The 14,918-nt window shown below is 70.7% G+C and carries 12 protein-coding genes and 1 tRNA gene; 7 read left to right on the top strand and 6 right to left on the bottom strand.

Annotation, left to right across the window (positions count from 1 at the left end; genetic code table 11):
- Window positions 1-3: 3 nt before the first annotated feature.
- On the bottom strand, window positions 4-1,503 hold the full coding sequence (locus tag ACRAKF_RS22800; protein WP_447039181.1) for an MFS transporter: 1,500 nt from the start codon (window positions 1,501-1,503) through the stop codon (window positions 4-6).
- A gap of 102 nt (window positions 1,504-1,605) precedes the next feature.
- Window positions 1,606-2,268 carry a TetR/AcrR family transcriptional regulator gene (locus ACRAKF_RS22795; protein ID WP_447039180.1) on the bottom strand — a complete coding sequence of 221 codons (663 nt, stop codon included), beginning with the start codon at window positions 2,266-2,268 and terminating at the stop codon, window positions 1,606-1,608.
- A gap of 392 nt (window positions 2,269-2,660) precedes the next feature.
- Here ACRAKF_RS22795 and ACRAKF_RS22790 point away from each other — a divergent pair, with 392 nt between their 5' ends.
- Window positions 2,661-3,944, top strand: coding sequence for a M6 family metalloprotease domain-containing protein (locus ACRAKF_RS22790; RefSeq protein WP_447039179.1), 1,284 nt, complete (start codon window positions 2,661-2,663; stop codon window positions 3,942-3,944).
- A gap of 95 nt (window positions 3,945-4,039) precedes the next feature.
- On the opposite strand, the gene rho is transcribed toward ACRAKF_RS22790, so the two are convergent.
- Window positions 4,040-5,281 carry a transcription termination factor Rho gene (rho, locus tag ACRAKF_RS22785; RefSeq protein WP_447039178.1) on the bottom strand — a complete coding sequence of 414 codons (1,242 nt, stop codon included), beginning with the start codon at window positions 5,279-5,281 and terminating at the stop codon, window positions 4,040-4,042.
- Window positions 5,282-5,698: 417 nt separating this feature from the next.
- Here rho and dhbA point away from each other — a divergent pair, with 417 nt between their 5' ends.
- The 4 genes from dhbA to ACRAKF_RS22765 all read left to right on the top strand — a co-directional run bounded on the left by dhbA (window position 5,699) and on the right by ACRAKF_RS22765 (window position 10,773).
- Complete coding sequence (gene dhbA, locus ACRAKF_RS22780; protein WP_447039177.1) at window positions 5,699-6,649, top strand: 2,3-dihydro-2,3-dihydroxybenzoate dehydrogenase; 951 nt, start codon at window positions 5,699-5,701, stop codon at window positions 6,647-6,649.
- Window positions 6,650-7,020: 371 nt separating this feature from the next.
- Window positions 7,021-8,235 carry an isochorismate synthase DhbC gene (dhbC, locus tag ACRAKF_RS22775; RefSeq protein ID WP_447039176.1) on the top strand — a complete coding sequence of 405 codons (1,215 nt, stop codon included), beginning with the start codon at window positions 7,021-7,023 and terminating at the stop codon, window positions 8,233-8,235.
- On the top strand, window positions 8,232-9,944 hold the full coding sequence (locus tag ACRAKF_RS22770; protein WP_447039175.1) for a (2,3-dihydroxybenzoyl)adenylate synthase: 1,713 nt from the start codon (window positions 8,232-8,234) through the stop codon (window positions 9,942-9,944). Before dhbC ends, ACRAKF_RS22770 begins: the two co-directional genes overlap by 4 nt.
- A gap of 193 nt (window positions 9,945-10,137) precedes the next feature.
- A complete protein-coding gene (locus tag ACRAKF_RS22765) occupies window positions 10,138-10,773 on the top strand; it encodes an isochorismatase family protein (RefSeq protein WP_447039173.1) in 636 nt (211 codons plus the stop codon).
- Between the two features lie 11 nt (window positions 10,774-10,784).
- On the opposite strand, the gene ACRAKF_RS22760 is transcribed toward ACRAKF_RS22765, so the two are convergent.
- Window positions 10,785-11,384: a MarR family winged helix-turn-helix transcriptional regulator gene (locus tag ACRAKF_RS22760; protein WP_447039171.1), complete on the bottom strand. Its 600-nt coding sequence runs from the start codon at window positions 11,382-11,384 to the stop codon at window positions 10,785-10,787.
- A 109-nt stretch (window positions 11,385-11,493) separates the two neighbouring features.
- On the opposite strand from ACRAKF_RS22760, the gene ACRAKF_RS22755 reads away from it, so the two are divergent.
- Window positions 11,494-11,910 (top strand): organic hydroperoxide resistance protein, encoded by a 417-nt coding sequence (locus ACRAKF_RS22755; RefSeq protein ID WP_447039170.1) that lies wholly within the window; start codon window positions 11,494-11,496, stop codon window positions 11,908-11,910.
- Window positions 11,911-12,025: 115 nt separating this feature from the next.
- Window positions 12,026-12,098, top strand: a tRNA-Arg gene (locus ACRAKF_RS22750).
- 71 nt (window positions 12,099-12,169) lie between these two features.
- Here the strand turns inward: ACRAKF_RS22750 and ACRAKF_RS22745 are convergent.
- Window positions 12,170-12,580, bottom strand: coding sequence for a VOC family protein (locus tag ACRAKF_RS22745; protein WP_447039169.1), 411 nt, complete (start codon window positions 12,578-12,580; stop codon window positions 12,170-12,172).
- 135 nt (window positions 12,581-12,715) lie between these two features.
- A complete protein-coding gene (locus ACRAKF_RS22740; RefSeq protein WP_447039167.1) occupies window positions 12,716-14,779 on the bottom strand; it encodes a TerD family protein in 2,064 nt (687 codons plus the stop codon).
- Between the last annotated feature and the right edge of the window lie 139 nt (window positions 14,780-14,918).

The following is a 14,918-nucleotide window of genomic DNA, read 5'->3' as shown; positions in this document are numbered from 1 at the left end:
GGGTCAGTGGGCCATCACCGGGATCTTCACCTCGTCCTCGGCACCGTCCGCCGAGTCCGAGCCTGCCGTGGAACCGCCCTGGTGGCCGGTGTTGATGAAGGTCGCCGCGATCAGCGCGGAGACCGCGAGGATGCCGACCGCCCACCAGATGGCGCTGGTGTAGCCCTCGACCATGGCCTGCGCCTGGAGCAGCTTCGGGTTGGTCGCGCCGGCCGCGTTGTCCGTGAGGTACGCGGTGGTCGCCGACGCCGCGATGGTGTTCAGCAGGGCCGTGCCGATGGCGCCGCCGACCTGCTGCGAGGTGTTGACCATCGCGGAGGCGACACCGGAGTCACGGGCCTCGACGCCGTGCGTGGCCAGGGACATGGCGGGCATGAACGCCGTACCCATGCCGAGGCCCAGCATCAGCTGCGCGGGCATGATCAGGCCGGCGTAGGACGTGTCGACCTCAAGCTGCGTCAGGAGCAGCATGCCGACCGCGGCGAGCAGGAAGCCCGGGGCCATCAGCAGCCGCGGCGGGACGCGGGTCATCAGGCGGGCGCCGATCTGCGTGGAGCCCGTGATCATGCCGACGATCATCGGCAGGAACGCGAAGCCGGTCTTGACCGGCGTGTAGCCCTTCACGATCTGGAGGTAGTACGTGAGGAACAGGAACAGGCCGAACATCGAGATGACGGCGAGTCCGAGCGAGAGGTAGACGCCACCGCGGTTGCGCTCCATCAGGACGCGCAGCGGGAGCAGCGGCGACTTGACCTTGGCCTCGGTGAGGACGAACGCGGCGAGCAGCACGACGGACGCGACGAACATCGTCACGGTCACGGCGTCGGACCAGCCCGCGGACTCGGCTCGCGTGAAGCCGTAGACCAGCGCGACCAGGCCGAGGGTGGAGAGGATCACGCCGGGGATGTCGAGCGGCGAGCGGTTGCGGCCGCCGGCCGGCTCACGGATGACGAAGTACGCGCCCAGGGCGGCGATCACCGCGAACGGGATGTTCACGAAGAAGGTCCAGCGCCAGTTCAGGTACTCGGTGAGGAAACCGCCGAGGATCAGGCCGACGGCACCGCCACCACCGGCGATCGCGCCGTAGATGCCGAAGGCCTTGGCGCGCTCCTTGGCGTCGGTGAACATCACCGCGAGCAGCGAGAGGGCGGCGGGCGCGAGCAGCGCGCCGAACACGCCCTGTAGGGCGCGGGCGCCCAGCATCATGGCCTCGCCGGTCGCGGCGCCGCCGAGCGCGGAGGCCGCGGCGAAGCCGATCAGGCCGGTCACGAAGGTGCGCTTACGGCCCCACAGGTCGGCGATGCGTCCGCCGAAGAGCAGCAGACCGCCGAAGGCGAGCGCGTAGGCCGTGATGACCCACTGGCGGTTGCCGTCGGATATGCCGAGGTCCTCCTGGGCGGAGGGCAGAGCGATGTTCACGATGGTGGCGTCGAGGACGACCATCAGCTGAGCGAGGGCGATGAAGACGAGCGCTTTCCAGCGCCTCGGATCCATTTCAGACATGCGTGTGGCCACCTAGCGGTACGTAAGGTCGAAAAAGGACGTAAGTGACGTAAGTGAGGGTGGGCGCGCGAAGGAGGCGAAGCGCGTTCAGTGCTCGCGCGTTCAGTGCTCCCTGAGATCCCCCAGGGTCGCCGCCTCCCCCGGGAGCTCGGAACGGGCGGGCGCCATCAGACCGTCGAGGAACAACTGAAGATGGCGGTGGACGAAGCGGTCCATGCTGAGGCAGGCCGTGCCCGGCAGCGGCCGGGTGAGCTGGGAGAGGGCGACCATCAGGTCGCCGACGGCGATGTCGGCGCGCAGCTGCCCGGCCGCGCGTGCCCTTCCCATCAGGCCTTCGATGGACCGCTCAAGGCGCTCGCGGGAGTCGAGCAGGTCGGGGTGGTTGGGGTCGAAGCCGGCCATCAGCATCGGGCACAGGGCACTGATCCGCTCTTCGGCGGCGGCGTGTACGAAGGTGCGCAGCGCACCGAAGGCGGCGTCCGCGTCGGCGTCCGCCGCGGCGATGCCTTCCTCGGCATGGTCCGCGACGCGGTCCGTCACCGAGAGGACGACCTGCCGCACCAGTTCGGCACGGTCGGCGAAGTGGCGGTAGACCGTGGCGTTGCCCACGCCCGCGCGGCGCGCGACCTCGTCGAGGGGCACGTCGGGCCCGTACTCCACGAACATCTCGCGTGCGGCGTTGACGATCCGCTCCCGGTTGCGCAGGGCGTCGGCCCGCGGTCGGGCGGGTCGACGCCGGGGGGCGGTGTCGGTGGCGGCGTCCACGGTTCCTCCTCTGGTCATCTCGGTCGTCTCGGTCAGGCCGTCTCGATCAGACCGTCTCGGCCGTCTCGGCCGTCTCGGCCGTCTCGGCCATCTCGGTCATCTCGGTCATCTCGGGCTGTCTCGGCCATCTTGAGATCGGTGCAAGTCATGGGTGCCGAGGTAACCGATACGGGGAGTGACTCCCCGTTTCGCTCGGACACAGGTCTAAACGGGGAAGCGCTCCCCGGTTATTTCCATCTCTCCCCCTGTCTTCCAGTGACCTGCGTCACACCTCTTGAGCGCAGAAACCCCCGGTCGGTCGCACCCAACGAGCGCCCGTCCACCCCCCGGCAGAGGGTGATCGGACAGGGTGCAGCCGGGTCCGGCGGCTGCCGCGGAGCAAAGGCGCACGTATGCAGCAGCCGACCTGGCGACGGATATGCTCCGCCCGCCGCGGGATGGCCCTCGCCTCGGTCACGGCGCTCGTCCTCGCGGTCACCACCTCGGCGGGCGCCGGCCACCTGACGGACGAGGCACCCAGCTCGGCGGGCCCCGTCTCCATGGCCGAAGGCAACGCCCTCGGCCCCTGCATGATCAGCGGCACGATGGGCGTGCAGATGTCGGAAGGCGTGCCCACCCCGCCCGGCTACGCGCGCTCCACGGGCACCGTCCGGGCCCTGAACCTCATGATCGACTTCTCCGACGCCCCCGGGCAGGGCAAGGCGACGGACCGCCTCGCGGAGTTCTTCCCGCAGACCGAGCAATGGTTCAGCACCAGCTCGTACGGGCGCCTGGAGTACCGCCCCGGATCCCCCGTGCGGCACTGGCTGCGCATGCCCAAGTCGTTCGCCGACTACGGGATAGAGCGCGGCGCCCCGTTCGACCCGGGCTACCGCGAACTGGTCGAGGACATCGTGGAAGCGGCCGACCCCGACGTGGACTTCCGGGAGTACGACCTGCTCAACGTCCTGGTCACGCCGAACGCCGGCCCCTCGGCTCTCGACACGGTCCTGTCGGTGACCTTCGCGGGCAACCACGAGGCGCCGGTCGCCGACGGCGTCCCTGTCTCCAACACGTCCTTCGTCTACAGCCGCCAGGACGACGGCTCGGGCACCTACCACGAGACCGGCTACCGCGTACTGCCGCACGAGAACGGCCACGTCTTCGGCCTGCCCGACCTCTATACGCAGGACGGCGGCGGCGCGGCCGGCCACTGGGACATCATGAGCGAGGACTGGGGCGCCAACAACGACCTGCTCGCCTGGCACAAGTGGAAGCTGGGCTGGCTCGACGACAACCAGGTCGGCTGCGCCGCGCGGCCCGGCACCTCCGAGCACACCCTCACGCCGCTCTCCCGCAAGGGCGGCATGAAGCTCGCCTTCGTCCCGCTGAGCGAGCGGACGGGGTACGCGGTCGAGGTGCGCACGCCCGGCGGCAACGACGAGGAGGTCTGCAAGTCCGGCGTCCTCATCTACCGCGTGGACGCGGACGTCGACACGGGCCACGGCCCGGTCACGGTCGCCGACTCCCAGACCGAGAGCGGCGGCTGCACCCGCCGCCCCAACGTCCACGCCGAACTCTCCGACGCGCCCTACGGTCCCGGCGAGACGTTCTCGGACGGCAGGACGGGGCTGCGGGTGACGGTGGCGGACGTCACGGACGAGGGCGACTACCGGGTGAACGTCACGCGGCAGTGACACCGCGGGGCACGGGCGTGCGTCATGCGGCAGTGACACCGCGGGGCACGGGCGTGCGTCATGCGGCAGTGACGCCGCGGGGCCACGGGTGGGCGTCACGCGCCCGTGCCGTCAGCCGCCGCGGCGGCCCCCGGCACGGTCTGCCGCACCTGCCGCAGGAACGCGGCGTTGCCCGGCGTCTTCTTGACGCGGTCGAGCAGCGCTTCGAGTGAACTGTGGCTGTCACGGCCTTGCAGGGCGCGCCGCAGCCCGCGCACGGCGCTCAACTCGGCGGCCGGTACGAGCAGTTCCTCGCGGCGCGTGCCGGAAGGGATGACGTCGACGGCGGGGAAGAGGCGCCGGTCGGCGAGGGTACGGTCCAGCCGCAGCTCCATGTTCCCGGTGCCCTTCAGCTCCTCGAAGTAGTAGTCGTCGGCGCGCGACCCGGTCTCCACCAGGGCGGTCGCGAGCATCGTCAGGGAACCGCCCTCCTCGGCGAGGCGCGCGGCACCGAAGAGCCGCTTGGGCCCCTGCACGGCGGACGCGTCGACGCCACCGCTGAGCGTGCGCCCGCCGCTCGCCGCCGCGTTGTTGTACGCGCGGCACAGCCGCGTCAGCGAGTCGAACAGCATCACGACGTCCCGCCCGTCCTCGACCATGCGCTTGGCGCGCTCCACAGCGAGTTCGGCGAGGGCGATGTGCTCCTTGGCGGGCCGGTCGAAGGTCGAGGCGAGCACCTCGCCGCGGACCGAGCGCCGCATGTCGGTGACCTCCTCGGGCCGTTCGTCGAGCAGGACGACCATGAGGTGGCACTCGGGGTGGTTCTCCGCGACGGCCGCGGCGATCTGCTGGAGCAGTACGGTCTTGCCGGTCCTCGGCGGCGCGACGATCAGCCCCCGCTGTCCCTTGCCGACGGGCGCGACGAGATCGACGATCCGCGTCGCGACGGGCCCGCCCGCGGTCTCCAGGCGGAGCCGTTCGCGGGGGTGCAGCGGCGTGAGGTCCCCGAAGCGGGGGCGCCGGTGCAGCTCCTGGGGCGAGCGCCCGTTGACGCGCTCGACACCGGCGAGCACCCGGGGGCGCCCGCAGACGCCCTCGACGAAGTCGCCGGGGCGCAGGCTCATCTGCCGTACGAGGGCCGCGGGAACCTGCACGTCCGCGGGGCCCGGCAGACATTCGGGACCTCGGACGAAGCCGTGACCGTCCCGGGCGATGTCCAGAACGCCGGTTGTTTGGTGGGGGGTTGGGGGCGTGGTTGGGGGCGTGGATGCGGGTGTGGATGCGGGTGTGGGCGTAACCGTGGTTTTGGATGTAGTCGTGGCTGTGGTTGTGGCTGTGGCTGTGGCTGTGGCTGTCATGTGAAGGGTTCCTTTCGCGGACATGCGAATGAGGGGCCCGGCTGGAGGCGGCGTTGTTCACGCCTCGCGCGACGGGCGGAGGGAAAGCGCTGCGGGAGCGGAGCGCTCCGAGAGCACTGAGGGAAAGCCCGGAACGGGGAACGGCCTGGCAGGCGGATCGATCCCGGATTTCGACGACCGGGAACGAGGGCGATGCCTGTGAACCGGAGGTTGCTCCCGTGAAGCGGGAGACTCCCGAGATCCGGGAGCAGAAGATTCAGCACCGGCGCCCAAGACAGGGCAGAAACACGTGCTGTCCGCAACGTAACACACCCGTACGGCGACGGGCCATGGCGTGGGCGACAGGGGCGGCACCCCTGGGCAGTGATCGTACGTTAGGTTAGGCTTACCTAAACAGTCTGGGGAGGTCGCTCACACATGCCTGAGCACATACCGTACGGGCCGTACGGGCCGTACGGGCCGTACGCCGAGGGCGAGTTCGCCGGGCGCACGGCCCTGGTGACCGGCGCCGGCCAGGGCATCGGCGCCGCGGTGGCCGCCGCGCTCGCCGCCCGGGGCGCGCACGTCATCGCCACGGACCGCGACATGGACCGCGCCACGGGCCATGCCACGGGCCGCGCCACGGATCGGGGCATGGACCGCGGCACGGATCGGGGCATGGACCGCGACGCCGGCCCGGTGGAAGCGGCGGGCCTGGTGGAAGCAGCGGGCCTGGTGGAAGCGGCGGGCCCGGGCGCGCCCTCGCCGGGCAGGATCACGCCTCGCGCCATGGACGTCACCGATCCCGCCGCCGTGTCGCGCGTGATCGACGAGACCGTCCGCGACCTGGGCGCCCTCGACATCCTCGTGAACGTCGCCGGCATCCTGCGCACCGCCCCCGTCGCCGAACTGACCGACACCGACTGGGCCGACACCTTCGCCGTGAACACCACCGGCGTCTTCAACGCCTCGCAAGCCGCCGCCTCCCACATGACGGCCCGCGGCTCCGGCTGCATCGTCACGGTCGCCTCCAACGCCGCCGGCATCCCGCGGACCGGCATGGCCGCGTACGCCGCGTCGAAGGCGGCGGCCACGATGTTCACCAAGTGCCTCGGCCTGGAGACCGCGCGCAGCGGAGTGCGCTGCAACGTGGTGGCGCCCGGCTCCACCGACACCGCCATGCAGCGCGCCCTGTGGCCCGACGGCCAGGCGGAGGTGCCGCGCAGCGTCATCGCGGGCGACCTCGCCACGTACCGCACCGGCATCCCGCTCGGCCGCATCGCCACCCCCGAGGACATCGCCGAAGCGGTCGTCTTCCTCGCCTCCGACCGCGCCCGGCACATCACCCTCCAGGAGCTGTACGTGGACGGCGGCGCCACGTTGCGGTGAGGCCGCGCTTTCCGTCCTTCCCGCCCGCGGCGGGGGATTCGCGGGCGCGGGCGCCCGACCCCCGAGCCCGCCAGCACGCCCCGTACGCCCGGTAGACCCACACGCACCCCGCACACCCCGCACGCCCTGCACACCCCGCCACGCCCTGCACACCCTGCACGCCCTGCACACCCCGCACGCCCTGCACGCCCTGCACACCCCGCACGCCCTGCACACCCCGCACACCCCTACGCCCCGCACATCCCACTCACCCCACTCACCCCACAAGCCACTCACCCCACGCACACGCACCCCGGATCACCCAGCCCCCGCCCGGCCTCCCGGCCCCCCAACCCGCCATCCCCAGCGCCCCCACGAGAAACGGAGCCCCCGTGTCGACGGCACCCGAGGTCGCCACACACGTCGCAGTCACGACGGCCGAGCAGGCCCATCCCGCCGTGGGAGCGGCCACCGCTCTCCTCGACGACTACACCCCTGGTCAACGTTTCCTCGCGACGCCGACCCGCACTCTGCTCGCCGAGGGCGTCCACGCCCACGTACCGCATGACGACAGGCCCCTGCCGCAGCGTGTCGAGGCCACGCTGGCCGCCGCGCGCAGATCCGGGGCGGACAGACCGCCGCACGTCATCGGCGCCGTCCCGTTCGACCAGACCGCGCCCGCCGCCCTCGCCGTGCCCCGGACCCTGCGCACCGCGCCGCCCCTGACCGCGGACCCGCTGATCGCGCTGCCCGCCGAGACGCCGGACGCCACGGACTGGCGGATCCGGCCGGTCCCGTCCCCCGAGGAGTACGGCCAGGGCGTCGCCGAGGCCGTGGAGCGGATGTGGCGCGGTGACTTCAGCAAGGTCGTCCTCGCCCGCACCCTCGAACTCACCGCGCCCGCCCCGCTGGACATCCCCGCGATGCTCCAGCGCCTGGCCCGCCGTGACCCCTCCGGCCACACGTTCGCGCTGCCCACCGCTCCCGGCCGCACCCTCCTCGGGGCCAGCCCCGAGCTGCTGGTCTCGCGCCGGGGCCGGCAGGTCGTCGCCAACCCCCTCGCGGGCTCGACGCCGCGCAGCGCCGACCTGGCCGAGGACGTCCGCCGCGCCGCCGCGCTCCTGGAATCCGCCAAGGACCTGCACGAGCACGCCGTCGTGGTCGACGCGGTGCACCAGGCACTCGCCTCGTTCTGCACGGACCTGACGGTCCCGGCCCGTCCCACCCTGATCCGTACGGCCACCATGTGGCACCTGTCCACGACGGTGACCGGCGCCCTCGCGTCCCCCGACGCCTCCGCCCTCGAACTGGCCTGCGCGCTGCACCCCACCCCCGCGGTCTGCGGCACCCCGACGGCCACGGCACGCGACGTCATCCGCGAGACCGAGCCGTTCGACCGCGGATTCTTCACCGGCATGATCGGCTGGGGCGACGCCGACGGCGACGGCGAGTGGGTCGTGACGATCCGCTGCGCCGAGGCCGAGGAGCGGTCCCTGCGTCTCTACGCGGGCGCGGGCGTCGTAGCAGCCTCCGACCCCGCGGCGGAGACCGCGGAGACCGGCGCGAAGTTCCGTACGTTCCTCAACGCCGTGGGAGCCGAGCTGTGAGCACCCCCCTGGACGCGCCCCCGTACCCCGAGGAGTTCGCCGAGCGCTACCGGGCCGCCGGCTGGTGGCGCGGCGAGACCTTCGGCGGGTTCCTGCGCGACCGCGCCGCCGAACACCCCGGCAGGACCGCGATCGTGGACCCGGCGGGAGGCCACCGCTGGACGTACGCGGAGCTCGACGTCCGCGCCGACCGGCTGGCGGCGGGCCTGCTGGCCCGGGGCATCAAGAAGGGCGACAAGGTGGTCGTCCAGCTCCCCAACACGGCGGAGTTCTTCTCGACGATCTTCGCTCTCTTCCGCGTGGGCGCCCTGCCGGTCTTCGCGCTGCCCGCGCACCGCGAGACGGAGATCCGCTACTTCTGCGAGTTCACGGAGGCCGCCGCGTACGTCGTCCCCGGCCGGCACGGCGGCTTCGACTACCCCGAGCTGGCGGCGAAGGTCGCGGCCCAGGTGCCGACCTTGCGGCACGTGTTCGTGGCGGACGCGAGGACCACCACCCCGCAGACTCCCGAGCCCCCGACGCACGCGAGGACCCCGCGAGGAACCTTCGAGACTCTGCCGGGAACCTTCGAGACCCTGGCGGAGGTGGCGACCGACCCGGTACCGATCCCGGATCCGCCCACCCCCTCCGACCTGGCGTTCCTCCAGCTCTCCGGTGGCTCGACGGGCGTGCCCAAGCTGATCCCGCGCACCCACGACGACTACATCTACTCCCTCCGCGGCTCCAACGAGCTCTGCGCGGTGGACGAGACGTCCGTGTACCTGGTGGCCCTGCCCGCGGCCCACAACTTCCCGCTCTCCTCCCCCGGTTCGCTCGGCGCGCTCTACGCGGGCGCCCGCGTAGTGCTCTCCCCGCAGCCGAGCCCCGACGCGGCGTTCCCGCTCATCGAGGCAGAGGGCGTCACGATCACGGGGCTCGTCCCGCCGCTGGCCCTCGTCTGGACGGAGGCGGCGCCTTCGACCCCGTACGACTTGAGCAGCCTGGAGGTGCTCCTGGTCGGCGGCGCGAAGTTCAGCGAGGAGGCGGCGCGGCGCGTGAGGCCGGCCCTGGACTGCACGTTGCAGCAGGTCTTCGGCATGGCGGAGGGCCTGGTCAACTACACGCGCCTGGACGACCCGTACGAAACGATCGTCACCACGCAGGGCCGCCCGATCTCCCCCGACGACGAGATCCGGATCGTCGACGACGAGGACGAGGAGGTGCCGCCCGGCGAGAGCGGCCACCTCCTGACGCGCGGCCCGTACACGATCCGCGGCTACTGGCGGGCCCCCGAGCACAACGCCCGCTCCTTCACCGCCGACGGCTTCTACCGCACCGGCGACATCGTCCGCCGCACCGAGACAGGCCACCTGGTGGTCGAGGGCCGCGCCAAGGACCAGATCAACCGCGGCGGCGAGAAGATCGCCGCCGAGGAGGTCGAGAACCACATCCTGGCCCACCCGTCCGTCCACGACGCGAACGTCGTCGCCGAACCCGACCCCTACCTGGGCGAACGCACCTGCGCGTACGTGATCCTGCGCGCGGGCGCCGAGCCGCTGAAGCCGGTCACCGTGAAGAAGTTCGTACGGGAACGGGGCCTGGCCGCGTACAAGGTCCCGGACCGCGTCGAGTTCGTGGAGGCCTTCCCGCAGACGGGGGTCGGCAAGATCTCGAAGAAGGACCTGAGGGCGTCACCGCCAGGGACGCACCGCCCCGCCGAGCCCCAATAACCCTTCCCATCCGCCCCCTGGTGGCAGCACTGCCACGCTGCACGGCTGCACCGCTGCACCGCTGCACCGCTGCACGGCTGCACCGCTGCACCGCTGCACCGCTGCACGGCTGCACGGCTGCACGGCTGCACGGCTGCACGGCTGCACGGCTGCACCTGCGTAACCACGACTCTGAACGGACCTGTCCACAGCCATGGCTCTGCCCGCGATCACCCCGTACCCCATGCCGTCGGCCGACGAGCTCCCCGCGAACCGGGTCGACTGGAAGGTGGACCCGTCCCGCGCGGTCCTCCTGGTGCACGACCTACAGAACTATTTCCTGTCGGCGTACGACAGGAAGGCCTCCCCGATCCCCGAACTGCTCTCCCACGTCTCACGGTTGAAGCAGGTGGCCAACCGCCTGGGCGTCCCGGTGGTCCACACCGCGCAGCCCGGCGGGCAGACCCCCGAGGAACGGGGCCTCCAGCAGGACTTCTGGGGCCCGGGCCTGCCGGACGACGCCCAGGCGGCGGCGATCGCCCCCGAGATCGGCCCGGCACCGGCGGAGACGGTCCTCACGAAGTGGAAGTACAGCGGTTTCGTCCGCACGGACCTCCTGGAGCGGCTGCGCGAACAGGGCCGCGATCAGCTCGTGATCACCGGCATCTACGCCCACATCGGCGTACTGATGACGGCGTGCGACGCGTGGATGCAGGACATCCAGGCGTTCGTGGTGGCCGACGCGGTGGCCGACTTCTCCCCCGAGGACCACGCGATGGCACTGCGCTGGGCGGCGGGCAGGTGCGCGGTCGTCACGACGACGGAGGGGGTGTTCGGGGAGGACGCCTGAGGCCGGAGGACTCAACGCAAACAGTCACTCGCCCCGTCGGCGGACTTCCCGCCAAGGTCTGCGGACTTCCCGCCAAGGCCGACGGACTTCCCGTCGAGGGCGGCGGTGAGGCTGTCGAGCCGTGCCCGAAGATCTCGCACCTCGTCCAGGGAGAGCCCGCTGGCGTCGCCGATGGCGCGCGGCACGGCACGGGCTTTCTCCCGTAGCGCGAGCCCCGCCTCGGTGACCCGGACGCCGACGGACCGCTCATCCTCCTCGCTGCGCCGCCGCTCGACGTGGCCGGCGGCTTCGAGCCGCTTGAGCAGCGGAGACAGCGTCCCGGAGTCGAGCCGAAGCCGCTCCCCGATCTTCTTGACGGGGAGCTCGCCGTGCTCCCAGAGGACGAGCATGACGAGGTACTGGGGGTAGGTGAGCCCGAGATCCTTCAGCGCGGCCCGGTAGACCCCGTTGAAGGCACGCGCGGCGGCGTGCAAGGAAAAACAGATCTGCTCGTCGAGCCGCAGAAAGTCATCGTGAGGGCTCTCGCGGAAGTCACCGCGCGGGCCCTCCCGGAAGTCACCGCGAGAGCTCTCAGGGGCTTCGCGCCCGGCCCCGTCCTGTACATGCTCCATGCGACCCATCGTACAACTCGCGACCCAATTAAGTTGTGCACAATTAAATGACGTGCTCTACTTCTCTCAGAAGAAGACACCGAACCCCATCGGCAGGAGAACGAGACCCATGGACGCTCTGTACACCGCTGTCGCCACCGCGAACGGCCGCGAGGGCCGCACCGTCAGCTCGGACGGCCAGATCGACCTGACGCTCGCCTTCCCCGAGGCCCTGAGCGGCGACGGCAAGGGCACGAACCCCGAGCAGCTCTTCGCCGCCGGCTACGCGGCCTGCTTCGCCAGTGCGATGAGCAACGTCGCACGCCAGGAGAAGATCGACGTGACGGACGTCTCGGTGACGGCGGAGGTCAGCATCGGCAAGGACGAGGCGGACGGCGGCTTCGGCCTCTCGGTGGTCATGCGCGCGGAACTCCCCGACCACCTCCAGGGCCCCGCGGGCGAAGACCTCCTGAAGAAGACCCACGCCTTCTGCCCCTACTCCAAGGCCACTCGCGGCAACATCCAGGTAGACCTGATCATCGAGTAACCCCCGCCCAGGCCCGACCCCCACGCCCCATCCCTGTGGATCACCCGGGGGCCCCAGGACCACCCGCTACACTGGCGGCGGCGACACAGTCTCCGGACGAGCATCGCCATGCCTCGCCTTCGTAGCTCAGGGGATAGAGCACCGCTCTCCTAAAGCGGGTGTCGCAGGTTCGAATCCTGCCGGGGGCACAACGAGAAGGGCCGGCTCAGGAGGGCTTTCCTCCTGAGCCGGCCCTTTGCCGTTTCAGGCACACAACTTGCTAGTCGCGCGTCGGCCAGATCAGGCCCTGTTCGGTCCAGGTGACGCCCTTGTTGCGGCAGAGGCAGAAGGGGTGGCCGATGGGGTCGGCGTAGACGGTGAAGCCGTAGCCTTCGAGGCCGACGCAGTCCCGTTGCAGGGTCGCGCCGAGGGACAGGACACGGCGCTTTTCGGCCTCGAGGTCGTCGACTTCGAAATCGAGGTGGAACTGCTTGGGGTGCTCGCTGTCGGGCCACTGCGGGGCGCGGTAGTCCTCCACCTGGTTGAAGGCCAGCTCGATCTCGCCGAGCTGGATACCGGCCCAGTCCTCATTGCTGTCCTTCTTGACCGGGAGCCCCAGCACCTCGGAGTAGAAGGCGGCCAGCTTCATCGTGTCCGGGCAGTCGATGATGAAGTCGGTAAGTCGTAGCATCCCGCGATCTTGCCACAAGGGCGAAGAGGTCGGCCTTCGAAGCAGGCCCTCGAACCGGGCCTGCCCGCCCTCAAGTTAGAGCCGGTCAGCGATCAAGCGAGACCTTGATCGCGTCCGGCTGTCCACGGTCGGGCGTCATTCCGTTCCGGCGCGTTCCTGCGCTGATGCCTGCCGGGGCGTCGGGCCGTCCAGGTGGATCACCACGGTGGTGTAAAAGCGTTGTACGGCGTCGTCGACGCTGCGGATGAAGCCGGATTCGGCGTTCCCACGGCTGCTTCCCATGCTTTTGAACAGGGACAGGCGGAAGCCGGTGATGTGAGTGTCGTTGCTCTTCGGCAGCATGTCCGCCGGTTCCGGGCGGAGCCGTTCCAGCGTGCCCCGTGGCCCCCCGGCCTCTCCTTCGACCAGGGTTTCGATATGGAGGTCTGCCGGCGCCTCGGCCAGGCGGCGGATGAGGCGTTTGGCCCAGGTCAGCGGGTACCCCTGCTCGGGTACGGGGATCTCGATGGACGTGCGGAGCTTGCCCGTGCGCAGGTCGGCGCTGATCGCCAGGATCCCGGGTGCGCCCTCGATCCGGAGCTCCGCCTGAAGCCTGCCGTCGAGGCAGAGCTGATCGGCCTGGCGGACGCGGCGGGTTCGCGGATCGGCGCCACGCTTGGCTCGCTGGACGGGCAGTACCTTCTGTCCGAGTTCGCCACCGAGGCTGAGGCAGATCTGACGGACGAGCCGTTCCCAGCTCTCCACCACGCCCAAGGCCCGCGCATCGCCCTGGCACAGGGTTTCGTCGTCGATTCCGTTGCGTACGGGGACCCAGGCCGCCCCCATGTTCTGGAAGCCGTGGCAGCCGGAGTTCTCATGCCGCAGGTAGTAGAGGAGTTCCTGGAGCAACCACGCATGCGCCTTGTCTCCGACGCCCTCGTGCCGGATCAGCATCTGCGCCTGGTGGGTGACCTCGGCCCAGGACAGGTGCCAGAGAGCCACCTTGTGCTTGCGCCGTCCATCGATCTTGACGTCGACGAGCGGGCTGCCTTCCAGCGCGACATCGTTCGACAGCGTGATCACGGCCTCATAGCCACGGCGTGCGGCGATGTCCGCGTATGCCTGCACCTGCTCCGGCTTGAGGTCGTTGCCGTTCGTCTTGGTCTCCACCAGCGCGGTCCACAGTTTGCCGGCCCGCTCGACGCGGACCACCCCATCGGGGCGTCGCGGTGTATCGCCGTGCGGCAGGGAGACCTCGGTGAACGTCTCCATACGGCCCGACGGCGCTCCGAACGCCGCCGTGAGCCGCCGGCCGAACTCCGGCACCTGCGCCATCACCGACAGCAGTACCGACGTGGCGCGCGTTTCCCGGTCCCGGTCGCTCTTGAGCGCCGAGACCGGAAAGAGCCTGGCCGGCTTCCAGGACTCGTTGTCCGCCAGAGACTTCCTGGCCACCCTGGGCACAGTGACCTTCTTCTTGGCCGTACGAGGCCGTGCCGCCTTCTTCGGCACCACCTCGTCGCCAGGCGGGCGGGGAGCCGGGACCAGGCCTGGCGTCACCTGCTGTTCCTGCGCCACAGCCGGAGCCACAACCGGAGTCGGAGCCACAGCAACAGCCACAGCCGGATCCGGAGCCGGAGCCGGGTCCGGAGCCGGCGCCTCCTCCGTGCCCGCGTCGTCATCGATGTCGACACCGAAGTCCGCCGCCAGACCGGCCAGGCCGGTGTCATAGCCCTGTCCGACAGCGCGGAACTTCCACTCTTCCCCGCGCCGGTACAACTCGCCGAAGATGATCGCGCTCACCGTGCCTGCGCCGTCGATGGCGAACCTGAGGAGACTCTCCCCGCCCCCATCGGCCAGCGTCATCCTCAGGTCTTCCAGCTCCCCGAAGCCGGCTCCCTCGTAGCGGCTCGCCGCCACGACGATCCGGTCGATGCCGGAGGGGACCGCCGTCAGGTCGAAGCTGATCCGGTCCTCGTCACCGCTCTCCGTCGGTGTCTTGCCCAGCAGTTGCACACTCCCGTCGGCGGCGACCGGATTGTTGTAGAAGTAGAAGTCGCTGTCACTGCGGACCTTGCCGTTCGGATCCAGCAGCATGACGGACACGTCCGCATCGCCTTCACCGGTCGGGCTGACCCAGCTCAAACCGACGATCAGCGAAGCCGCGTTCTCACTCAGCGCCGCCAGCGCCACGTTCGAGCCCTTGACCATCTCGTGCATGAAGCCCCCCCGGGCCAACCACCCCAGGCCGCCGTCGTGTGACGTACGGCACAACACATGACTGTAGTGCCCGTTGCCGAGCCCGCGAGGCCCGTTTCGTGGGCGACTACCACCAGTTGGGCGCGGTCGCGTGCGCTCA

The sequence above is a fragment of the Streptomyces sp. DSM 118878 genome, from assembly GCF_052936595.1.
This window is presented reverse-complemented; position numbering and strand designations above follow the sequence as displayed.